The 22,278-nt window shown below is 47.8% G+C and carries 16 protein-coding genes; 7 read left to right on the plus strand and 9 right to left on the minus strand.

Annotation, left to right across the window (positions count from 1 at the left end; genetic code table 11):
- Nucleotides 1–28: 28 nt before the first annotated feature.
- Nucleotides 29–1,696 (minus strand): alpha-glucan family phosphorylase, encoded by a 1,668-nt coding sequence (gene glgP, locus DXT99_RS18760; RefSeq protein WP_115567124.1) that lies wholly within the window; start codon nucleotides 1,694–1,696, stop codon nucleotides 29–31.
- A 363-nt stretch (nucleotides 1,697–2,059) separates the two neighbouring features.
- Here glgP and DXT99_RS18765 point away from each other — a divergent pair, with 363 nt between their 5' ends.
- The 5 genes from DXT99_RS18765 (at nucleotide 2,060) to DXT99_RS27570 (ending at nucleotide 8,623) form a co-directional block, all read left to right on the plus strand.
- Nucleotides 2,060–2,521, plus strand: coding sequence for a GbsR/MarR family transcriptional regulator (locus DXT99_RS18765; protein WP_115567125.1), 462 nt, complete (start codon nucleotides 2,060–2,062; stop codon nucleotides 2,519–2,521).
- A gap of 68 nt (nucleotides 2,522–2,589) precedes the next feature.
- Complete coding sequence (locus tag DXT99_RS18770) at nucleotides 2,590–3,942, plus strand: TolC family protein (protein WP_115567126.1); 1,353 nt, start codon at nucleotides 2,590–2,592, stop codon at nucleotides 3,940–3,942.
- A gap of 18 nt (nucleotides 3,943–3,960) precedes the next feature.
- Nucleotides 3,961–5,013 (plus strand): efflux RND transporter periplasmic adaptor subunit, encoded by a 1,053-nt coding sequence (locus tag DXT99_RS18775; RefSeq protein ID WP_115567127.1) that lies wholly within the window; start codon nucleotides 3,961–3,963, stop codon nucleotides 5,011–5,013.
- Between the two features lie 41 nt (nucleotides 5,014–5,054).
- Nucleotides 5,055–8,231, plus strand: a complete 3,177-nt coding sequence (locus tag DXT99_RS18780) for an efflux RND transporter permease subunit (protein ID WP_115567128.1) — start codon at nucleotides 5,055–5,057, stop codon at nucleotides 8,229–8,231.
- A gap of 227 nt (nucleotides 8,232–8,458) precedes the next feature.
- Nucleotides 8,459–8,623 (plus strand): acyl carrier protein, encoded by a 165-nt coding sequence (locus DXT99_RS27570; RefSeq protein WP_246000843.1) that lies wholly within the window; start codon nucleotides 8,459–8,461, stop codon nucleotides 8,621–8,623.
- A 172-nt stretch (nucleotides 8,624–8,795) separates the two neighbouring features.
- On the opposite strand, the gene DXT99_RS18790 is transcribed toward DXT99_RS27570, so the two are convergent.
- The 8 genes from DXT99_RS18790 to DXT99_RS18825 form a co-directional block, all read right to left on the minus strand.
- Complete coding sequence (locus tag DXT99_RS18790) at nucleotides 8,796–9,092, minus strand: PG0541 family transporter-associated protein (RefSeq protein ID WP_115567130.1); 297 nt, start codon at nucleotides 9,090–9,092, stop codon at nucleotides 8,796–8,798.
- Nucleotides 9,093–9,152: 60 nt separating this feature from the next.
- The gene (locus DXT99_RS18795) at nucleotides 9,153–12,263 is read right to left on the minus strand and encodes an efflux RND transporter permease subunit (protein WP_115567131.1); all 3,111 of its coding nucleotides are present in this window, start codon (nucleotides 12,261–12,263) and stop codon (nucleotides 9,153–9,155) included.
- A gap of 5 nt (nucleotides 12,264–12,268) precedes the next feature.
- Nucleotides 12,269–13,321, minus strand: coding sequence for an efflux RND transporter periplasmic adaptor subunit (locus DXT99_RS18800; protein WP_181885174.1), 1,053 nt, complete (start codon nucleotides 13,319–13,321; stop codon nucleotides 12,269–12,271).
- A 16-nt stretch (nucleotides 13,322–13,337) separates the two neighbouring features.
- Nucleotides 13,338–14,804, minus strand: a complete 1,467-nt coding sequence (locus DXT99_RS18805; RefSeq protein WP_181885175.1) for a TolC family protein — start codon at nucleotides 14,802–14,804, stop codon at nucleotides 13,338–13,340.
- A 139-nt stretch (nucleotides 14,805–14,943) separates the two neighbouring features.
- A complete protein-coding gene (locus DXT99_RS18810) occupies nucleotides 14,944–15,405 on the minus strand; it encodes a GbsR/MarR family transcriptional regulator (RefSeq protein WP_115567134.1) in 462 nt (153 codons plus the stop codon).
- Between the two features lie 341 nt (nucleotides 15,406–15,746).
- Complete coding sequence (locus tag DXT99_RS18815; protein WP_115567135.1) at nucleotides 15,747–16,490, minus strand: metallophosphoesterase family protein; 744 nt, start codon at nucleotides 16,488–16,490, stop codon at nucleotides 15,747–15,749.
- Nucleotides 16,491–16,493: 3 nt separating this feature from the next.
- Nucleotides 16,494–17,249, minus strand: a complete 756-nt coding sequence (locus tag DXT99_RS18820) for a nucleotidyltransferase (protein ID WP_115567136.1) — start codon at nucleotides 17,247–17,249, stop codon at nucleotides 16,494–16,496.
- Between the two features lie 234 nt (nucleotides 17,250–17,483).
- Entirely contained in the window at nucleotides 17,484–18,728 is a 1,245-nt protein-coding gene (locus tag DXT99_RS18825) for a glycoside hydrolase family 2 TIM barrel-domain containing protein (RefSeq protein WP_246000844.1), read from the minus strand.
- Between the two features lie 319 nt (nucleotides 18,729–19,047).
- On the opposite strand from DXT99_RS18825, the gene DXT99_RS18830 reads away from it, so the two are divergent.
- Nucleotides 19,048–20,865, plus strand: a complete 1,818-nt coding sequence (locus DXT99_RS18830; protein WP_115567185.1) for a glycosyltransferase family 2 protein — start codon at nucleotides 19,048–19,050, stop codon at nucleotides 20,863–20,865.
- A 327-nt stretch (nucleotides 20,866–21,192) separates the two neighbouring features.
- Entirely contained in the window at nucleotides 21,193–22,254 is a 1,062-nt protein-coding gene (locus tag DXT99_RS18835; RefSeq protein WP_115567138.1) for an NAD-dependent epimerase/dehydratase family protein, read from the plus strand.
- The last annotated feature ends 24 nt before the right edge of the window (nucleotides 22,255–22,278 follow it).

Below are 22,278 nucleotides of genomic sequence, written 5' to 3' on the forward strand. Positions count from 1 at the left end.
TTTTGTCTGATAGACCTTACTGCTGTCGTCAGCTTCTGACTTGATAGTTATACATCATTTCATAATACTGATGCGCCATCCGGTCAGAAGAGAAGGCCGGTATTACATCACGCATACTTTGTTTAACAATCCGTAACCAGCGCTCCCGGTCACGGTAGTAGGTTGGTATCACCTGCTGCTCCAGTATGCGCATCATGTTGTTATAGTCTTCCTCATCCTGCAGTTCATCAGGTAAGGCCGTATCCACAATCGGCAGCACAAAGCTGTTTTCTCCGTGGCGGGCAAATTCCGGCAGCCAGCCATCCTGCACCGAAAAATTCACGGCACCGTTCATGGCGGCCGACATGCCACTCGTACCCGAAGCCTCCCGTGGGCGGCGTGGCGTGTTCAGCCACACATCAGCGCCATGCTTCAGTTTCCACGATAACCCAAGCTCATAGCCTGTCAGCACGGCTACATTGTCCTGCTTCTGGGAGATGTACACCAGTTTGTTGAACGTGTTTACTGCATTGTGATCGAAAGGGTAGGGCTTACCTGCCCAGATAACCTGTACCGGCATGTCACTTTTGTTCACCAGCCTCAGGAAGCGCTCCATATCCCGCACCAGCAGGTCGGCGCGTTTGTAGGCAGCAAACCTCCTGGCCCAGACAATAGTAAGAACATCCGGCTTAAAAATCTTGCCAGTCTGATCTGCCACTACATCGAACAGTTTTCGTTTCATTTCCTCCTTCCGCTGTTGCATGGTCATGTCTTTGTCACGCTCCTGCGCATCCCACAGTTGCTTGTCCATCCAGAAAGGCACATTCTGGGCGTTAGTGATAGATTTGATCTCACAGACGCCTTCGTTGCCATACCACATGTCGCGTGCTACCTCTCCATGCAATTGCGATACGCCATTAGACACTTTAGACAGGCGAAGGGCCACAAGGGTATGGTTGAACATATGCCCGGTGGTACCTGTCAGGTCTCGTGCTTCCTCTAACGTTATACCGTTAAAGAAACTCATGTTGTGCAGCATCTGAATATCATGCTCCTCATTACCGGCCTTTTCAGGGGTATGGGTGGTAAACACCATCCGGCGGCGCACCTCCTCTTTCTGTCCGTACTCCTGGTACAGGTGAAACGCCAGCGGCAGGGCATGCCCCTCATTCATATGATAAACCTCGGCTCCACCCAGGGCCTCCACCACTTTAGCCCCGCCAATACCCAGCACAATGCTCTGCGCAATACGGGCGTTCGGCTCAGGGTCGTACAGGCGGTTGGTGATGGTGCGGGCCAGGTGATCATTTTCGGGCACATCCGTAGTCAGGAAGTAAATGGGAGCCGTACCGAACACCTCAGGCTTCAGCACCATTGCCTTCACCAGCACCGGGTGATTGTTTACAACCACCCGCACGGTAATGCCGCTGTCCTGCAGGAAATTGTAATATTTTTGAGTAAAATGCGGGCGCATGCTCTGGTCTTCGTTGCGCTCCTGATCATAATAGCCGTACTTCCACAGCATCCCGATACCGACAACATTCTGGCGCAGGTCAAAGGCGCTGCGCATATGAGAACCAGCCAGAAAGCCTAAACCGCCTGAGTAAATCTTGAGAGATTGATGGATAGCATACTCCATGCAGAAGTAAGCAACACGACGGGTATATTTATCATTTGAGTCATAGGGATGATACCACCTGCTATAAGTTTTAGGCATAAGCTGAATTTCATTTATATAATTAAATTAACCCCTTGTAAGTATATGAAGGCAACTTGTCTCCCTGACACTTTTTGCCAAAAAAAGTATATTTACACTTCGTACTAGGTATAAATTTCATACTAAGTATAAATCTTCAAAAAACGTTAAGTTCATACTACGGCATTCTGAAGATGAAAGATTAAATCCTTCCTCTCCCTGTGTAAATATCACACTTCCAGAGGCATATACTGCTACTAGCCAATGCCTGAACCCAGGCATTGGCTAGTTTAAACAAATTTAGTTTATTTAGTTCTGTAAATTATAAACTAATGAAACTAACCTATACCTTTGCAGCGTTCTTCATTAGTAACAGAGATAAAAATGGCCTTAAGCGATAAACAAAGAGAGCTGATAGAAGAGATAGGTATATACCACGAAAACAGCGGTTTCCAGCCTGCTGTAGCGCGTGTGATGGGGCTTCTGCTGGTATCTGACAAGCCTGAGCTTACATTTGATGAGATCAGTGAGACCCTCAGTATCAGCAAAAGCGCCACAAGTAATGCGCTGAACATGCTGCTCAACACAGGGCATATAGACTATACTACCTTCTCAGGAGACAGAAAGCGATACTTTAGGATTAGATCTTCTAACTGGCGCGAAATGTTCAACAAGAAAATGGAAGATTTAAGCGGGCTGAATAACCTGCTGAAACGCGTGCTGGAAGTCAGGAAAAGAGAAAACCCGGACTATGACATCAAACTCAAGGACTTTATTGGTTTTTTGGATTACCTGAAGCAGCAGTTACCTGAGTTGATGGAGAAGTGGAGAAAGGAAAACGAATAATTTTTTGTCATTATAGTTCAGCATATTCTGAACTTACTAAATAATTACAAACCATAAAAACCAATACGTTGATTAAGAAATATTTAGCACTCGGACTGCTGCTTACCTGGATAACGCCCGCCTTTGCCCAGGCACCGGTCACCGGACAGGTGAAGGAACTGACGCTGCAGGAAAGCATTCAGTATGCCCTGAGCAACAATCAGGACATCAAGAAAGCATCTTATGATGAACAGATTGCCCATCAGATTATCAGGGAAACAAAAAGTGTGGGACTTCCGCAGGTAACAGCGAGCGGCGGACTTGATTACTTTCCGGCACTGCCAACACAAATCTTACCGGGTGAACTGGCTGGCCAGCCCGGCACGGATATTCCGGTGCAGTTTGGTAAAGACTACAACGTGAAAGGCAATGTGCAGATCCAGCAGTTGCTCTTTAACCAGTCTTACTTTGTAGGCTTGCAGGCTGCTAAAACCACGCAGGACCTGTACCGACTCAGAAAGACAATGGTGCAGGAAGATCTGATCTACAACATCGGCGCGGCTTACCTGCAGACGCTGCAGACAAAAGAGCAGTTTAACACCATTGAGGCGAACCTGGAAAGGCTGACGCAGCTGGAGAAAATCATGCAGCTGCAGTACGAGAACGATCTGGTGAAAAAAGTGGATGTGAACCGGATTCAGGTAAGCAGAATCAACCTTCAGACGCAGCAGCAAAGCCTGAGCACCGCCTTCGAACAGCAGAAAAATGTACTGAAATTCTTCATTGGCATGCCGCTGGAGCAGGAAATCGACTTACAGGACGCCACTATATCTCTGGAGAAAGTGATGCCCGGCACAGTAGATGCCGCCACTGCCTCTACAAATAAAACGCAGTTCCAGTTACTGAACACGCAGAAGCAACTGACAGCCCTGCAGGAGAAAAACATCAAGGCAGGTTACTACCCTACCCTGGCTGCTTACGGACAGTATGGCTACCAGACCCAGCGAAACGACCTGTTCGACAGCAGCATTCCTTACTTCAAAAACTCGGTGGTAGGCTTGCAGCTTAACATCCCGATTTTTGACGGTTTCAAGAAAGATGCACAGGCAAAGCAGTCGCAACTGGAGATGAGAAAGCTGGACGAAGACCTCGACAAGTTTAACACAAACACAGCGGCTACCCTGACAAACGCCATCAGCCAGCTGCAAAACAGCGAGGCTGCTATACAGGCACAAAACCAAAACGTGACGCTGGCGCAGGAGGTGTATGATACCACCAACCAGCTTTACAAGGAAGGACTTTCCCCGCTCACTGACCTGCTGGAGGCAGAGGTGCAGCTCAGAGAGGCAAGAACCAATTTAAACAATGAAGTACTGAAGTTTAAAATCGCCCAGTTGAATTACCTGCAGGCAACAGGAGAATTGAAAACACTTATCAAGTAAAAAACACAAGCATATAAAATGAAAAAGGTTATTTATATCATCGCCGTTCTGGTTGCACTGGGTGCCATTTACTTTACGCTGATGAACAACAAGAAAGAAATGGCCGCTACAGCCGCTATCGCAGAGCAGAAAAGCGACGCCATTCCGGTAGTACTGACAGAGGCACAGACAAACAGAATTGACAAGTCTTTTGCTGTAAACGGTACATTCACTCCTATTCAGAGCCTTTCGCTCACCTCCGAAACGCAAGGCCAGGTTATCCGGCTCAACAAGCGCAAAGGAGAAAGTGTGCGAGCTGGCGAAGTGCTGGCCCGGGTAGAAGACAATGTACTACGCGCAAACCTAATAACGGCGCAGGCAAGCTTTGAAAAAACCAAGCGTGACTTAGAGCGTTTCGAGAACCTTGCCGCCGGTGAGGCCATCACAAAAAGACAGCTGGAAGACATCCGCTTAGCAAACCAGAACGCGCAGGCACAACTGATAATGGCCAGGCAGCAGCTAAATAAAGCCGCTATAAAAGCACCTATCAGCGGTATCATCAACGAAGCTTACATTGAGGTGGGTACTGTGCTTGGCCCCGGCGCAAAGCTTTTCGACATCGTGAACGTGGAGAGACTGAAGCTGAACACGAAGGTGTCGGAGCGTGAGGTACTCCTGATTAAAAAGGGTGACAAAGTAAACGTTTCCGCCGATGTAAATTCAGGCCAGACCTACGAAGGCACAGTAACTGCTATCGGGGCAAGAGCCAACAATGCGCTGAAGTACGATGTGGAAGTTGAGGTGCAGAATGCTGCCGACAATACATTAAAAGCAGGTATGTATGGAACTGCCCGTTTTGATGTAGCCGACACAAGAGAGGCCTTGCTTGTAGCCCGTGAAGCCATTGTAGGAAGCCTGCAGAACCCACAGGTATACGTGGTGAAAGACCAGACAGCTTCTCTGAAGCCTGTAACCGTGGGTACAGTAGCAAACGACAAGGTGGAAATCACAGGTGGTTTAACACCGGGTGAACAAGTAGTACTGAGCGGCCAGATTAACCTGAAAGAAGGTTCTAAAGTTCGGGTGCTTTAATCACCGCAGTTTTTATACTTCTATAAAGCAAACATCGCATTATGAATATCACAAAAATATCGATACAGCGTCCGACGATCGTGGTGGTAGTCTTTGCCGTACTCACCATATTGGGTCTGGCAAGTTACTTCTCACTGAACTACGAACTGCTTCCAAAATTCAATCCGCCGGTGCTCACGGTGGCTACCTTCTACCCTGGCGCCTCGCCAGCGGAGGTGGAGAACTCCGTGACCAAGGAGATTGAAGACGCCCTCTCCTCACTGGAGAACGTAAAAGAATTAAAGAGTACCTCGCAGGAGAGCTTCTCCGTTATTGTGGTGCAGCTGAACCAGGGTACTGACGTAGATCAGAGCCTGCAGGACGCACAGCGGAAGGTAAATACCATTTTAGGTAACCTTCCGGATAATGCCAATGCCCCTGCCTTGAGTAAATTTGACCTGAGTGATGCGCCTATCATGCAGCTGGGTGCCACGGCCAACATACCCGCTACGGAATTCTATGATCTTATTGAAAACAAGATTAAGCCTGAGCTGTCGCGCGTTCCGGGTATGGCTCAAATAAAGATTCTGGGTGGTCAGGAAAGAGAGATCAAAGTAAAAATCAACGCTGACAAACTGGAAGCTTATGGTTTGTCCATCTCACAGGTACAGCAGAAAATCAACTACTCTAACCTTGATTTCCCTACCGGTAAAGTAAAAGAAGAAAGTGGCCAGACGCTGATTCGTTTGGCTGGTAAGTATGAATCTGTAGAGCAGCTCCGCAACCTCGTGCTGAAAGAAGACGCTGATGGCAGTATTGTAAGACTTGGCGAGGTGGCTGAAGTACAGGATACGCAGAAAGACACAGAGGTAATTACGCGTGTTAACTCCAATGCGTCTATCGGTATGACCATCCAGAAGCAGTCGGATGCCAATGCCGTGGAAGTAAGTGAACTGACACAAAACGCACTGACACAGTTGGAGCAGACTTACGCCGACCAGGGACTTTCCTTTGTGATTGCAAAAGACAGCTCCGTATTTACGCTGGAAGCCGCTGACGCGGTAATTCATGACCTGGTACTGGCCATTGCGCTGGTGGCCGTGGTAATGTTACTGTTCCTGCACTCGCTGCGCAACGCTGTGATTGTGATGATCTCTATCCCGGCTTCCCTTATCGCTACTTTTATAGCCATGAGCCTGCTGGGTTACTCGCTTAACCTGATGACACTGCTGGGCTTATCGCTGGTGGTAGGTATACTCGTGGATGACGCCATTGTGGTAATCGAAAACATTTACCGCCACATGGAGATGGGAAAAAAGCCTGCACAGGCTGCCTATGATGGTATTCGGGAAATTGCCGCAACGGTTACTTCCATTACGCTTGTAATTGTGGTGGTGTTCGTGCCGATTGCCATGTCTACGGGTCTTGTGTCCGACATCCTGCGTCAGTTCTCTGTGGTGGTGGCGATTTCGACCATGCTGAGTTTGTTCGTGGCTTTCACACTGATTCCGCTGCTTGCCAGCCGCTTTTCCAGACTCGAGCACCTGTCTGACAAGAACTTCTTCGGAAGGTTTATCCTCGGATTCGAGCGCTTCCTGGACCGCGTGATTGACGGTTTTACCGATGCCCTGAAGTGGGCCTTCAACCATAAGTTCGTGGTGATGCTGGGCACTGTGGTGATGTTCGTGGCTTCTGTTGCGCTTGTGCCGGCCGGCTTTATCGGTAGTGAATTCGTGAGTGCCGGTGACCGTGGTGAGTTTATCCTGCAGCTGGAGTTACCGAAGAACGCAACAGTAGAGCAGACAAACTTTGCTGCCCGAACAGCAGAGGCCTACCTCGACCAGTTTCCGGAAGTAACGAAAATCTTTACCACCGTTGGTACCACATCATCGGCACAGGCTGGCCAAAATACGGCTTACCTGGCAGAGGTAAGTGTGCAGCTGGTAGATGCCTCTGAAAGAACATCGACTACAAACGCTTTCTCAAGACAAGTGAAAATTGGTCTGGAGGAAACTATACCAGGTGTGAAATTTACTGCTCTGCCTGTGAGTATGGTTGGTAACGGTGGCCAGGCTCCTATTCAGGTGATTCTTTCAGGCTCTAACCTGGATACTCTGATGGATGTGTCTGACAAAATACTGGCTGAAGTAGAGCAGGTGCAGGGTACTGCCGAAGTGAAGAAGTCAGTAGAAGCCGGTAACCCGGAAATCGCCGTGTCCATGAACCGTGATAAGATGTCGAGCCTTGGGCTGTCCCTCGAGCAGGTGGGTGCCGGTATGCAGACGGCCTTCAGCGGAAACACCGATGCCCAGTTCAGAGGCGTAGACAACGAATACGACATCAATGTGCAACTGGATAATTTTGACCGGAAGAACGTCTCGGACATTGCCAGCCTTACGTTTGTGAACAACAAGGGCCAGCTCATCAACCTGAGCCAGTTTGCAGACATCAACCAGACAACTGGCCCGTCTAAACTGGAAAGACAGGACCGTGTGGCCTCCGTTTCTGTGAACTCGCAGGTGATTGGTCGTCCCGCAGGTTCTGTGGGTGCCGATATACAGGCGCGCCTGGCTGATTTTGAGATACCGGATGGGGTGACTATCAGCTACGGCGGTGATTTGAAGAACCAGTCTGAAGGTTTCGGCACGCTGGGTATGGCGTTATTGGCCTCTATCATTTTCGTGTACCTGATTATGGTGGGCTTGTACGACAGCTACGTGTATCCGCTGGTGGTATTGTTCTCTATTCCGCTGGCCATTATCGGTGCCTTGCTGGCCCTGGCCCTTTCTGCCCAGACGCTGAGTATCTTCTCTATCCTGGGTATAATCATGTTGATTGGTCTGGTAGCGAAGAACGCCATCCTGGTGGTCGACTTCACGAACAACCTGAAAGCTGAGGGTGTGGAAGTGAAAGAGGCGCTGATTGAAGCTATCCGAATCCGATTCCGCCCTATCCTGATGACGACGCTGGCGATGGTGATTGGTATGATGCCGATTGCCCTGGCAAGTGGCGCTGGTGCCGAGTGGAAAAACGGACTGGCCTGGGCGCTGATCGGTGGCCTGACCAGTTCCATGTTCCTGACGCTGATTGTGGTGCCGGTTATCTACTACATCTTCGACCGTATTCTGGCTAAATTCGGCTGGGATAAGACCACCAAGATTGAGCTGGAAGACAAGACGATGGAACAACTGGAGCATGAAACAGCGATGCTGGAAGAGCAGAAGATGGCACATGTGTAATGCGCCGCTTCTAATCTAAATAATAACCCTTCTACACCTGGAACAGCCTATCTGCTGGAGAAGCATTTCAGGTGTAGAAGGTAAATTATGACTACTATATCAGGCTAACAATAGCTTTAAACTTTATAATTATGATAAGTGTATCAAGTAATTCCATAACGCGTGATACTATCCTTAAAACTGTTTCTAACATAATAGGTAGGCTAAAGCATATTAACCCCAGTGTTTTGTCCCCTAATAAAGGCTTATGGGAATATGACATAGATATTGTAGATGTGGTCGACATTATACTGGCCGTTGAAAAGAAGTACAGTATCGTTATTCCAGACGAAGTACCGGTTTATACCATAGATGATTTTGTAAATTATGTAGCGCTTTCTTTCTCCAAATGAAGAAAGCGCTTCTTCTTTCTAGGCTTTTCTGGTAATGCTTTTAAAGTATAATTCATGTTCAATGCAGCTGTATAAAATGCGTTATCTGATCCTGTTACTTGCCGCCGCATTTATTGCGCAGCTGCTTAGCTAAGCGCAGTTAATTGCCGTTCATCTAAATACAGATCTTCGCCTATTCCACCGCCACTGCTACATCCCAGGAAAAAGCCTTCAGCCCCTGCTCTTCCGACACTTTGTTCATTTCATTTAACCTGGAATTAAGCTTTTCTGCTTTATCCGGAGTAACAACCGACATGATAGCATTATTCAGGGCTGGCCAGGTATGGGTACCCATGCGCGGTTCTCCCCTGTTCGATCCGCGCCCCTGCAAATCGTTTAATTTAGTGAAGCCCCTAATTTCCAGCTCATCCAGAAGCTCCACAATTTCTTCAGACAAAGCCTGGTTGAACACTATCATGATTCCTTTCATACTATATCAATGGTCAATACATTTTACAGGTAAAATTGTGCTGTCATAAAGCGTTTCCTGTCAGGACAACAGGCTTACTTTATGCTTCCGTTTGCGATGGAAGATGGCATACATCACCGGTACAAATACCAGCGTTATAAGCGTTGAAAAAGTTAAACCGCCCAACACGGCGATGGCCATCGGCTTCCAGGTTTCAGAGCCCTCGCCCTGGCTTATAGCTAAGGGGAACATAGCCAGCAGTGTGGTTAGGGTTGTCATGAGAACCGGGCGCAGCCTGGAGGCCCCTGACTCCACAATAGCCTGAAAGAGGGGCAGCCCTCTCCCACGCAGCAGCTGGATATAATCCACCAGTACGATGGCATTTTTCACCACAATGCCCACCAAGATAATTCCGCCGACAAAGGCGATTACACTTAGTTTGGTATTCGTCATCACCAGGGCCAGCAACACCCCAGTAAAGGCAAAAGGCAATGAAAACATGATGATGAACGGATCTTTCAGCGACTCAAACTGGGCAGCCATGACAATGTACACGAGCAAAATGCTCAGACCCAGCAACAGGAACAGGTCTCCGAAAGCCTCCTGCTGTTCTTCAATATCCCCTCCGAATTCGATTTCTATTCCTTGTGGCATGTCCAGATCATTGGCGATAAACGCTTCTATCTGTTCTGTCACAACGTTCAGTGGTGTTCCAACCAGATCAGCCGTCACCTGGATGGATCTTTCCCTGCCGGTGCGTTCTATATTAGGCGGCGTGTAAATCTCTCTTATGTCTCCCAGCGAGCCGATCTCTACCAGGTTCCCATCCGGTGTAGGAACGGTTATTCGCCTGATGTCTTCCACACTTTGCCTGAAAGGCTGCGCGTACCGGACCACCACATCATACTCCTCACCCGCCTCGCGGTATTCGGTAGCAGTTAGTCCGGCAATCATGTTGCGTATACTTTGGCCTACTGTTCCGGAATTCAGGCCTAGAGGTGCCAGCCTGTCCCGATCCAGGTCAATCTGCAAGGCTGGTTGCGGATCTCCACGGCTTATGTCTGCGTTACGCACCCCTTGTATCTGCTCCAGTCTCGCTACTATGCTGTTCGCAACAGCTGCTGTCTGTTCCAAATCATTCCCGATTACATTGATGGCAACCGGCGGTCCGGCACTGGCTCCTCCCTGTGTGGACACAGAATACTGGATGGCTTCCGGAATATCCCGCAGCTGCTCCCGCACTACTTCCGCTATCTCAAATACATTTCTTTCGCGTTCGCTTACAGGCACCAGCGAGGCGGTAATATCTATCACATTGGGGCTGGTACTACCGCCACCGGTAATACCTCCGCCGCCGCCGCCCTGGGCAGTTGAGCCCACACCGGAGGAAATGATTTCCAGCTCGGGCACGTGTTGTGCGAAAATACTTTCTACCTTCCGGATAGTCGGGATGGCGCTCTGTGGATTTCTACCGGTAGGCAGCTCAATTGAAATCATCAGCCTGGCATTGTCTGCCTGCGGCATAAATTCAGTTCCAACACTGGGCACTAATAATAAAGAACCCACAAAGAGCACCAGAGCAGTAATCACCACCGCTAGTTTATGGTTCAAAGCCCAGCCCAACAGGTTTTTATAGCCGTTGTCTAACCAGGTCAACCCTTTTTCAACGCCGCCGCTGAGCTTCCTACTGAATGTACGTTTCTTCTTTTCCTTACTCTTTTCCTTAAACAGCTGGGAAGACATCATTGGGATAAGTGTAAGGGCAGCCAGGGTAGACACCACAATTGTGACCACCACAATAGCCCCTAACTGGCCGAACCAGATTCCGGTCATACCCGTGAGAAAAGTAAGGGGCAAGAACACAGCCACTACCGTTAATGTGGTGGCTACTACTGCCACCCCTACTTCGTTTGTGCCGTATAGGGCAGCTTCCCTTGGCTTGGTACCTTTTTCAATGTAGGTGGATATGTTTTCCAGCACTACAATCGCATCGTCCACCACCATACCCAGGGCAATGGACAGCGAAGAAAGCGAGATTAGGTTGAGGGTATTGTCGGTTAAGGACAGGTAAATGAAAGCTGCGATGAGCGAGAAGGGAATGGTTAAGCCCACAATAAAAGTGGCCCGCCACTTCCTGAGGAAAATAAACACCACCAGTACCACGAACACAACAGCGTAGATGAGCACCTCCGACAGGTTATTCACAGAATTTATGATGTACCTGGAGGTATCTACCACCGTCCGTATCTCTACATCCGGGGGCAGTGTTCTGGCGAGTGCAGGAATCCTTGCCAGCACCTCTCTGGCCACTGCCACCGTGTTGGCGTTGTTTTGCTTCTGTACAGAGATGGTAATGGCTCTTCCGCCATTCACGATAGACACACGATTTTCATCGCTTACGGCATCCTGTACTTCGGCAACATCTCCCACGTAAACAATGCCTCCCTGCGGTGTATTCTTCACTACGATCTGCCGAATCTCATCGATTGACTTAAATTCTGTATCGATCCGGACGTTGTACTCCTGCCTGCCAACCTCAATATCACCCGCAGGGATGATGACATTCTCATTGCTGAGTGCCTGCGAGATCTGGCCAATATCGATGGCATAGGCGCTCATCCTTTCCGGGTCGATGTTGATTTGTATTTCCCTTACCGGCCCACCCTGAATGTTTACGGCGCCCACTCCAGGAATTCTGTTAAGCGGAGTAACCAGTTGATCATCCAGAATTTGCCTCAGGTTTGGATAATTTTCTTCGGCGGTAGCTGCCAGCGTAACCACCGGTATGCTGCTGGCATTAAAGCGATAGATCACGGGGTCTTCCACATCGTCAGGCAGAAGCGGCTGCGTCCTGCTGATGACGTCCCGTATGTCGTTCGTAGCCTCATCAAGATTCGAACCCCAGTCAAACTCCAGGGTGATAATAGCCATGTTGTCAACTGAAGTAGAGGTAATCTCATCCAGGTCATTGATGGTACTTAGCTGATCCTCGAGCTGTGTCGTTACGTTCTGTTCTACTTCCAGGGCACCAGCTCCCTGGTAAGTGGCGACTACGGTGATAACCGGTGGATCAATTTCAGGAAAGAGATCGACAGGTAAGTTTATAGTTGAGTATATCCCGAAAACCATCAGGGCCATAAAGACCATGGTGGTGGCAACAGGACGGAAAATAGCCGTTTTAAAGATGTTCATGATGCTTACTGTTCAGATACCTGTGAGGTATTGTTCACTACTCTTACCAGGGAGCCTTCATTTAGCTTCGCCATGCCCTCCGTTATAATGGTTTGTCCTGGTTCCAGCCCTGACAATATCCTGACAAGGTCCTGGTACCGATTGCCTGTTTCCACTGGTGTGCGCTCTACGCGGTCGCCGCTCTTCACAAAAACATATTGGTTGGTGGTACCGGGCTGGTTAATCACGGCCGAGGCCGGAACGTAAACACCTTCTATTTCCCCCAGGTCCAGGTTAACCCGGGCAAACATCCCCGGTCGAAGCATTCTCTCTTCATTTTCTATCCGTATCTCTGTCTCGAATGAGCGGCTGGCCCTGTTAATGGTAGGAGATTTCCGGTATACAGTACCTGTGAATTCTCTGTCGGGGTATACATCGGTGCGCACGGTGGCCTGCATGCCCTCCCGTATCCTGTTAAAGTAATTTTCCGCTACGCTGATAGTCACCTTTACCGGCTCCAGCTGCATCATAGTCAGTATAGCGGGGGCATCGGCAGAGGGAGAAAAAACTTCGCCGGCTGTAAAATGCTTCTCTGTTATTACACCACTGAAATTAGCGGTAAGGCGGGTATTTTCAGCCAGGTTCTGGTAATTGCTCAACGCATTCTGATACTCGGTCTGCGCCTGGTCAAACTGCTGCCCTGAAACTGAGCCAATCCTGTACAACGTATCCAGGCGCTCGACCTGCCGCCTGGCCAATTCGAGCTGCGTCTGGGCCTGGTTCAGCTGCGTGGAGTTCATAGTTACGAGCAACTGGCCTCTGCTTACCCTGTCTCCTTCGTCCACCAGTATGCGATCTATGCGTACGCCTGTCGGGCCGGTAATAAAGGCTTGCTCCCAGGCTTCTATGTTGCCTGTGTAGCTTACCTGCTGCGGCAGTGTCTGCTCTTCTACCACCTGTGCTTCTACAGCTACTGCCTCCTCTGTCTGTACTTCCTCCTCCTGCTCTTCGCCTCCACAGGAGGATAGTCCTATACCACAGAATAGCAAAGTATATAAGAGGATAGTTGCCTTTTTCATAGCTAGTTTTCGATATTTATTCATTGCTTTCGTTGCCGGTAAGTTGTTTGAAATCGGCTAAGGCATTCAGGTACTCATAAATTACCTGGATATAACCCAGCCTTGCCTGCGTAAGCGCCAGCTCTGCGTCATTCACTTCTATTAATGTACCGTACCCGCTTCTGTAACTTACCTGCGCTATTTCGAAGCCCCTTTGGGCCTGGGCAATATTTACCTGCTGCGCCTCCATACTGGCCCTGGCTCTCTGGACTCTGTTAAGCGCGTTTCTGGCTTGGATGGTCAGCGATTTGGTAAGGTATTTCCGTTGAATCTCCGTCTGTTTCAAATCAATTCTGGCCTGTTCTACCTGCCGCAGGCGGGTGAGCCCCTGAAAAACCGGAATACTGAGCTGCAGGCCCACTGCTGAAGTGTTTACCCAGAGATATTCACCAAAATTAAAGTCGTTCGCCTGCGTCTGGTAAGCATAGTTTCCGAATGCTGCCAGGGATGGAAAGAAAGTGGATTGCTGTACTTTAATTTGCTCCTGCTGATAAACTGCCTGGGCATTCAGTTGCAGCAGGTTCGGGTTACTCTGAATTGTATATTGCGCTAACAGCTCAGCATTATCACCCTGCATTAATCCCTCCAGGGTTTGCGCCAGCACAACCGGGACCTCGTCCGGTATATTAGCCAGCAGCTTTAGATTACTGATGGCAGCTTCATAGTCATTCTCACCCTGCAAAATGTCAGGCCGTACATTTTCTACCTGAACCTGAGCACGTATCACATCATATTCCGGCACAAGCTCCTGGGCAAACTGGTTCTGCGTATTAATAAAGTTCTGCTGCGCATTTTCCAGGCTGATTTCCAGTACTTCAAGCGACTCCCTGGCCAGCAAGGCATCGTAATAGGCTTTCCTGACCTGCGCGGTGGCATCATTCATGTTAATATCCAGGCCTCTTTCGCTAATGGAAACAGCCGTTTTAGCCGCTCTGGCGTTTGCGATCAGTTCCCTGCTATATAAAGGCAAAGTAGCCTGCCCTGTTAAGGTATAAGAGTTATCAAATCCTGCTTCAATAACAGAACCCTCCTGAGTGCCGCCGCCTCCTCCTCCACCACCACCGGGGAAGTTGCTGCCTGCAGGCAGGAAGAACACAGGTCTCTTTAGGTTGCGGGTGTATTGCCCATCCACTCCTATCTGTGGCAGAAAGCCTCCTGTTACGGCTCTCCGCTGGCTCTGGGCACGCTGAATTTCCAACTCTGCAATCAGGATGTCTGCGTTACCCGTAACCGCACTGTTCAGAGCTTCATCCAGTGTCAGGCGTAAGGTATCGTTGGCCTGTGCTTTTACTTGAAAGACAGTGATTAAACACAGGGTTAGAACCGGTAAAAATTTTAACAGGACGCGCAACGCCCTAGGTTTGCTCTCCGGAGGGAGACAGGAAAAACCAGGAGAGGTCATCAACATAAAGCCTGTCTCCCGCTCTCTTTTGATTTTGATCATACCCATTGCTTTGTTTTCATTCTGTTAGGCTTCATCTGTTTTGTCGGCTTCCATTCATGTGCTGAGGCTTGCTAAAGTGAGTTGCATCAGGTAGCTTCTTTTTTCTCTGATGAGGCAATTGTTTTCTCGTAAAGTGAATTTATTCTGGCTTTTTCGCCCAGCGCCTGATGATTGCTGTTAAGGCTTCCTCTATCTCTCCATAAAATTGATTCATTTCCAGAAGCATCTGGTTGAAGTCCGGGTGTTTATGAGTACGGGTATGCGCCACCTCCACCAAGATTTCCCTGAATGGTGCCAACTGCTCTACCCGTCTTTTCGCCATTTCTATCCAGGTTTCAGAATTGATATAGAAGTAGCGCTTCTTATCTCCGGGAAAAGTCATATAGTCAATCAGTCCATCGCGTAACAGCATATTAAGGGCAGAACTGACAGAGCTTTTGCTCGACTGCAGATTTTCGATTATCTCATCGAAGGAACAATAGGGAGGCTCGGCAATAAGCAATAAGGCCATAATGCGGGCCGATAGTGGGGGGAACTGTATTTTCTCGAAATGAATACCGATACGTTCAACCTGTGTAGCTTGCTTGGGAGGAAGAGCCATGCGCAAAAGAAATATTGTTCATGGGTCTTCTACTGATAACTTTGTTTTCAGGTTCAGGATTAACGGAACCATCTATAAAATTACGAACTTATACCTACCGTCTTTTCTCGAATGAGGAGGCAGAGATGCAAAGTCAGGTTAAGGGCAGTTGAAGTATTTCTATGAGGAGCTTGCTATGTGCAGGCGCAGAAATGAATTTAAGAAGACCTTTTGCGCTAAAATGCCGGGGTGTTTATAATGAAGTATAGGTAGAGATGTGAGATGAAGCAAGTAGCTCCAAACCATAAAAGAGAGAAGCCGTGGGTATACCCGCGGCTTCTCTCTTTTATGGTTGCTCAAGACTATACCTCCAGAATATAAAAAGGTGGCTCATACCCCTCCTTTATCAGGATGGGCTTGGACACGTTGAAAATCTTCACTCCCTTTGTTGTTTCGCCTTCTAAGGTACCGATATGTGCATGGCCATGAAAAGCGGCCACCACGCCCCGGCGGTTAAGCGGTTCTGCAAGCCGGGAAGAACCCAGGAATGGAAAAATCTGCTCCGGCTCCCCTTCTACAGTGGCCCTAATCGGGGAATAATGGAGTACTGCTATTTTTTTTATATCCGTATAGTCGCTATCAAGGCGGGCTAAGGCTCCGTCCAGTTTCAGGGACTCATCAACGGCCTCCTGCACAAAATCTTTTATCATCTGCTCTCCGAACATCCCGAGCATGCCTTTGTCAAAGCCGCCGCCAAAGCCTTTCACACCGGCAAAGCCTACCTCACCCAATACTACACTGTCACCGTCCAGCATGTGCACATTGGCTTTCACCAGCGTTTTGCGAATACTTTTGTGGTTCTCCCGCTCATAATCGTGGTTGCCGAGCACTCCGACAACGGGTATACTGCAGGCTCTTAGTTCTTCAACTAAAACTTCAGCTTCTGACACACGGCCTGTATCCGTCAGGTCTCCGCATAGCAGCAGCACATCTGCCTTCTCCGATACTTGCGTAAAAAAATCCTTCCATTTCCCGCTATCGGTTTCCCGCACGTGAATGTCACCTACTGCTGCAATTCTTGTTTTGTTCTTTTTCGTGTTCGCCATTTCTTAAACTGATCTGATGGTTACTACTTTATAGTCCCATTCGGTCACATCGGTTGCATATTGTGTCTGATCTATCAGCGGGCCCCGACAGATTTTTTCCTTTGGAGGCGGCATATCGTACTGTTCCTGCGCCCGCACCAGCAGTTCATCAAAAAGCCATTTTGGTATCAGGTCGCGCTCCGAAGGGTAAACAAACTGAAAGGAGAGGAACTGTGCCAGCAGCAGCTGCCAGTGCACTTCAATGTGCTGCCACAGCCATTTCCAGTCGATGTTCTGACCATAGCGCAGAATGAGGTGGTTGATATCACCGCCATCATAGCGCTCGCGGTTCTGCACATACAGTTTAGACCAGATAAGTGCCTCCGCCGGGATAACACGCACCTGTATTCCCAGCATCTCGCTCTGCACCGACCGCTCAAACCATCCGTCATCCACGTGACAATGGTTGCCTGGATTGTTAAAGATAATGTCCATGAAATGATCCCCCTTGATGGCCTTGGCCAGCCAGCGGGCATCTGTCAGTTCTGTCTCAAATCCGTTGTCTTTAAAGTGCTTGAGTATGCGCGGGGTATCCCCGGACTTACAAAAGATATCAAGGTCCTTGGTGTCGCGCATCAAATCAGTATACAAGCGCAAGGCGAAGCCTCCGCCTACTAAAAAATCAGCGCTGCTTTCTGTCAGCAGGGTAAGAACCTCTTTATAAAAGTCGTGGGCCGCCTGACGCTGCAGTCCATCGTTAATTTCTATTACTTTTGCCATCTGCTTCTATTCTTTCTATTTTTAAACAATGGCCACAAGATAGCGGCCCCGCCATAGGCAGCGTTTACAAAATACTGTTGCTTTTTGTACTACTCTAACCGATGTGCATACTCCACATTTACTTCGTTGTGATAGGAATGGTTGTATATTATCGGAGGAATAGCGTTACCTTTAAAAGATATAGCCATTTGCAGTTTATATACTTTTTAAGCTTTAGTTGAACTGTAGTTATAATTAGTACGGAGGGTTACTCGACACGTAGAATGGGAAATTCGCAGTAGCCACATTGTTATGGCCGTCGTAGATATAGGCATATAGCCGGTAAGGCCCTTCTTTTTTAGGGGCATGCACTCTTACACTCTTTCCTGACGCTTCGCCAATCACGTTCGGTACAGGGTTCGGCAGGATATCTTTACTGTTGCTGTCTAACTTGCGGTAAGTTTCCGGCAACACCTCCCACTCTACCCGGAGAGAATCCCCGTCTGGATCAAAGGCATAAACGCTGGCACCGTATTCCTGCCCAGGCTCAAGAAATACGCTTTGGAAATCAAAAGAACCCTTGAGTTGAATATAAGCGACATAAGGAGCTTTGTTTCCGCTTGTGTCGCCGGTCCACAGTTCACGCATTACATCTACTGTTTCTGTTTCTTCACCTGTTTTTGACATCAGGCTAAACCAGGTAGGGGTATACTCTTGCTTATGCCCCCAAAAAAATACATATCCCCCGATACACCGGCCAATATCAGGGCTTATGTTTTGCAAATAACGTTCTCTTACAAAGCTTGCTTTTTCAGAGCTTGTTTGCTCCAGCGGTGCATCCCACAAGGTGGTGTAGGTTTCCCAGGCACCCCGGGCGCCAAACTCAGAGACAAGGTAAGGCCCCTTCCAGTTTGACAATTTTATCCTTTTCTCCACATCCTTCATGTTGGCAAACATGTTGAAGGAAATAACATCAATGGCGGGACACTCTTTTGTAACAAGGTTAATGGTTTTAATCCGCAGGCCTATCAGCATGGTAGTGGTAGGATGATCCGGATCTACCTCATGAATCATTTCAGCAACCTCATTCACAGCGTCCCAAACCTTCGAGTTGGTAGCGTCCATGTTCACTTCGTTGCCTACTCCCCACATCAACAAGGCCGGGTGATCTTTGTAACGGTGCACAACCTCCCGAAACTCCTTTAATTGTTGTGCTACCAGCTTCTTATCGTAGTAGTTAAAGCCTTCTCTTTCTCGTGCCATCCAAAGGCCCAGCGTCACGGTGAGGCCATGCTTGTGGGCCTCGTCCAGAACCTGCTGGGCATTTTTCGCATGCCACACTCTGACTGAGTTGCCGCCGTTTTCTTTTATTTTATCAAAGTTTGTATAACCTCCCGCTCCCTTAATGAAGTAGGGCTCTCCATTGCGCAGCAGTACAAACTGATCATCTTGTTTAACAATTTCAACTTTTCTTCCCTTACGTACATACTTTTCTGTCACGTCTGTACGCTCTCCACAACTGGTCAGGAACCAACCTATGGCAAATAAAAAAACACATTTATAAAGTATAGAAGCGTTTTTATAAAGAATGGGCATGTAACTCTTTTAGAATAAATACAAAATAAGGAGAAAAAATAGAACTAAACACGAACACACTAATCCAGCCAACGTTTTACAATTAAAACATTTGAAGCATGGTACGAGTATATCGTGAAGCATGTTCCTTTTAAAAGGATTCTTCACCTCCACTGTATGCTGCGTGAGGTAAAATGTGACACCTTACAACCTAGATCTTTATCTTTACATCTACATGGTGTATATGTATACAAAATACCAGAAGGAAAAAAACACAACTGGCCCTGATAAACCTCTTAAGCGCAAAGAGATAACGACCATACGCACCATGATCGTATTGGGGCTTGTTACGCTGCTTATATTCCTATACTGGTTTTTTGATGAAAATCATGTGGGATATGCGCCCCTATACTGGATGCTGACGACCGCCCTCGGGTTCAAGCTACTGCGTACATTGCATGAGTGGTATCATTACTTTAATGTAAGCAAACCCCTGAAGCCCAATTTAAAAACCGACTTCACGGTGGATATATTTACCACCTCCTACCCGGGAGAGCCTCACAGCATGATTATCAATACACTGGAGGCCATACAGCAAATTCATTACCCACACACGACTTACCTGTGCGATGAGGGAGACGACCCAATATTAAAAGAAGCCTGCAGGCGCCTTGGAGTAATTCATGTTACACGTACTGTAAAAGTAGACGCCAAAGCCGGCAACATAAATAATGCACTCCAGCACGCCACCGGCGATATATGCCTGATTCTGGACCCTGACCATGTACCTGCGCCTGAATTTATGGATGAGGTGCTGCCTTACTTTGAAGATCCGGCGATAGGTTTTGTACAGGTAGTACAGGCATACAGCAACAACAAGGAAAGCCTTGTTGCCTACGGTGCCGCTGAGCAGACTTACAGTTTCTATGGCCCTATCATGATGGGCATGAACAGCTATGGTACCGTACAGGCCATCGGAGCTAACTGCACCTTCCGGCGGGAAGCACTGGATTCCATCGGAGGACACGCCGCCGGACTGGCAGAGGACATGCACACTGCCATGCAAATGCACGCCAAAGGGTGGAAGTCTGTATACGTTCCAAAAATTCTCACACGCGGGCTTGTGCCTGCCACACTGGCATCTTATTACAAACAACAAATAAAATGGGCGCGTGGTACTTTTGAGTTGCTCTTCACAGTGTACCCTAAATTATTCAGCAGCTTCACCTGGAATCAGAGGTTACACTACCTGACGCTACCACTCTACTACCTTTTCGGTGTCTTCAACTTAATCGACTTCCTGATACCTGTTTTATCATTGGTGCTGGCGGAGTTTCCCTGGTATGTTTCCCTGGGAGAGTTCCTGGTCATGTTTGGTCCTTTCTTCTGTATTTCTATTTGTATCAGGCACTATGCCCAACGGTGGCTGCTGGAAAAAAAGGAAAACGGGTTTCATTTATTCGGGGGGATTCTTCGCACCGGCACCTGGTGGGTCTTCTGCCTCGGCCTTATATATTCTATCTTAAGAATAAAAGTACCTTACATTCCTACTCCCAAGGATGACAAGCCAAAAAACAATTTCATACTCAGTTTGCCAAACATAATCGTTTGCGTCCTGACCCTATGGGCCATCTACTATTACCAGAGCACTTATGGATATTTGCTCTATAACCCTTATGTGCAGATGATGGCTATGTTTGCCTTGGTAAACTTCTTTATTCTTGGCAGTGTGGTGCTTATTGGGCAGGAACAGCTGTTAGCCTCCCTTAATAGAAAGATTCTGGAAGCGCCTTCGCTACAACCTGTTTTGAAACCTGTCAGGAAGAGGTTTGGACGCACAAGACACGGCTTTTATAGTGGTATCCGAAGGGTAGCGATGGCTATTACCATTGTTGCAGCTATCGTATCCATCAGTTTTATCTTGCTAGGAGATCAGGCCTTTGTCTATTTAGTGAGGCCTGATGAAAAAGCTAACCTGAAGGAACAAAAGACCACACAAACTGCTCATTGGTGGGATAGAGTGATGCAGAAATTAGAACCAGCCGAACCTCACAATGAATAATGCTTTCAACCAACCCCTTTTTTGCTCTGCCTGCTAACTACACCTAAGCACAAAAAAAATCTATCTCCAGAGAAAGCAAACACCTGTTTCCCTCTTCACCTGAAACTATTAAAAAAAACCATAGTACATAACCAACTACATATTATGCAACAAAACAACTGTATAACCAGAAGCCCTTCCCCTTGCTCTTTATTTAGACCTAAGGACCCGGTTGGTCCCGGCCCTACGAATAGTTTAGGCAGGATGAGTTAACCAGAATGAGGCTTCTATTGGAGCAATTACTTCTTGCTATACAGATTACATATTTGGTAAGTACCAGTGAAAACTATGAACAGAATATTAGTAACGGGCTCCTCTGGCTTAATCGGATCAGAGGTATGTACATTTTTTGGAAATCTGGGGTGGGATGTGCATGGAGTAGATAATAACATGAGGGCTTACTTTTTTGGCCCTTCCGGCGATACACGCTGGAGCCAGCAGAGACTTCAAAAAAGCCTGCCAAAGTTTACGCATCATGAGTTGGATATACGTGACCGGCAGCATGTATTAAGTAAAATAGGTGAAATAAAGCCGGACGCTATCGTACACACAGCCGCGCAACCCAGCCACGACAAGGCATTGTCTATTCCTTTTGATGACTTTGACATTAATGCTGTAGGCACTCTTAATCTGCTGGAAAGCCTGAGGCGCTATAGTACGACTGTTCCTTTTGTGCACTTATCTACAAACAAAGTATACGGTGACCGACCGAACTCCATTGCTTTAAAACAAGAAGAAACCCGCTGGCAGTATGATGATCCCAAGTACCTGAACGGAATTCCGGAAACTCTGGCAATAGACCAAAGCAAACACTCTCTTTTTGGTGCCTCCAAAACAGCTGCAGATGTGATGGTGCAGGAGTATGGCAGGTATTTCGGCATGCCTACCTGTTGCCTGAGAGGGGGCTGCCTGACAGGTCCGAACCATTCCGGGGTAGAATTGCATGGATTTTTGAGCTATCTGATTAAATGCAACCTGGAGAAAAAAGAATACACTGTATATGGGTATAAAGGAAAACAAGTGCGCGATAACATTCACTCTTACGATGTTGCCCGCTTCTGCGCTGAGTTCATCAATAAGCCCCGAAAAGGAGAAGTTTATAATATAGGAGGCGGCAAGCAAAACTCCATCTCCATTTTAGAAGCTTTCCAGATGATAGAGCGTCTGTCTGGTTTCCCCATGAAGTATACTTATGTTGATGAAAACCGAATTGGAGACCATATCTGCTACTACAGCGATTTAACTAAAATCAAATCACACTACCCGAACTGGGATATTACCAAATCCCTGGATGATATCTTTCAGGAGATATATGCGAGTTGGGAAAACAGGTTAGCTGTAAGTGCCTGAATAAAATAGACCAGGAAATTTATG

Origin of the sequence: Pontibacter diazotrophicus, assembly GCF_003367245.1 — a bacterium.
GTDB classification, from domain to species: Bacteria; Bacteroidota; Bacteroidia; order Cytophagales; family Hymenobacteraceae; genus Pontibacter; species Pontibacter diazotrophicus.

What these genes read in the sequence shown, in the direction of transcription:
- glgP (WP_115567124.1), bottom strand. Translation starts at nt 1,696, where the DNA reads ATGCCTAAAACTTATAGCAGGTGGTATCATCCCTATGACTCAAATGAT.
- DXT99_RS18765 (WP_115567125.1), top strand. Translation starts at nt 2,060, where the DNA reads ATGGCCTTAAGCGATAAACAAAGAGAGCTGATAGAAGAGATAGGTATA.
- DXT99_RS18775 (WP_115567127.1), top strand. Translation starts at nt 3,961, where the DNA reads ATGAAAAAGGTTATTTATATCATCGCCGTTCTGGTTGCACTGGGTGCC.
- DXT99_RS18780 (WP_115567128.1), top strand. Translation starts at nt 5,055, where the DNA reads ATGAATATCACAAAAATATCGATACAGCGTCCGACGATCGTGGTGGTA.
- DXT99_RS18790 (WP_115567130.1), bottom strand. Translation starts at nt 9,092, where the DNA reads ATGAAAGGAATCATGATAGTGTTCAACCAGGCTTTGTCTGAAGAAATT.
- DXT99_RS18795 (WP_115567131.1), bottom strand. Translation starts at nt 12,263, where the DNA reads ATGAACATCTTTAAAACGGCTATTTTCCGTCCTGTTGCCACCACCATG.
- DXT99_RS18800 (WP_181885174.1), bottom strand. Translation starts at nt 13,321, where the DNA reads ATGAAAAAGGCAACTATCCTCTTATATACTTTGCTATTCTGTGGTATA.
- DXT99_RS18805 (WP_181885175.1), bottom strand. Translation starts at nt 14,804, where the DNA reads ATGATCAAAATCAAAAGAGAGCGGGAGACAGGCTTTATGTTGATGACC.
- DXT99_RS18810 (WP_115567134.1), bottom strand. Translation starts at nt 15,405, where the DNA reads ATGGCTCTTCCTCCCAAGCAAGCTACACAGGTTGAACGTATCGGTATT.
- DXT99_RS18815 (WP_115567135.1), bottom strand. Translation starts at nt 16,490, where the DNA reads ATGGCGAACACGAAAAAGAACAAAACAAGAATTGCAGCAGTAGGTGAC.
- DXT99_RS18820 (WP_115567136.1), bottom strand. Translation starts at nt 17,249, where the DNA reads ATGGCAAAAGTAATAGAAATTAACGATGGACTGCAGCGTCAGGCGGCC.
- DXT99_RS18830 (WP_115567185.1), top strand. Translation starts at nt 19,048, where the DNA reads ATGTATACAAAATACCAGAAGGAAAAAAACACAACTGGCCCTGATAAA.
- DXT99_RS18835 (WP_115567138.1), top strand. Translation starts at nt 21,193, where the DNA reads ATGAACAGAATATTAGTAACGGGCTCCTCTGGCTTAATCGGATCAGAG.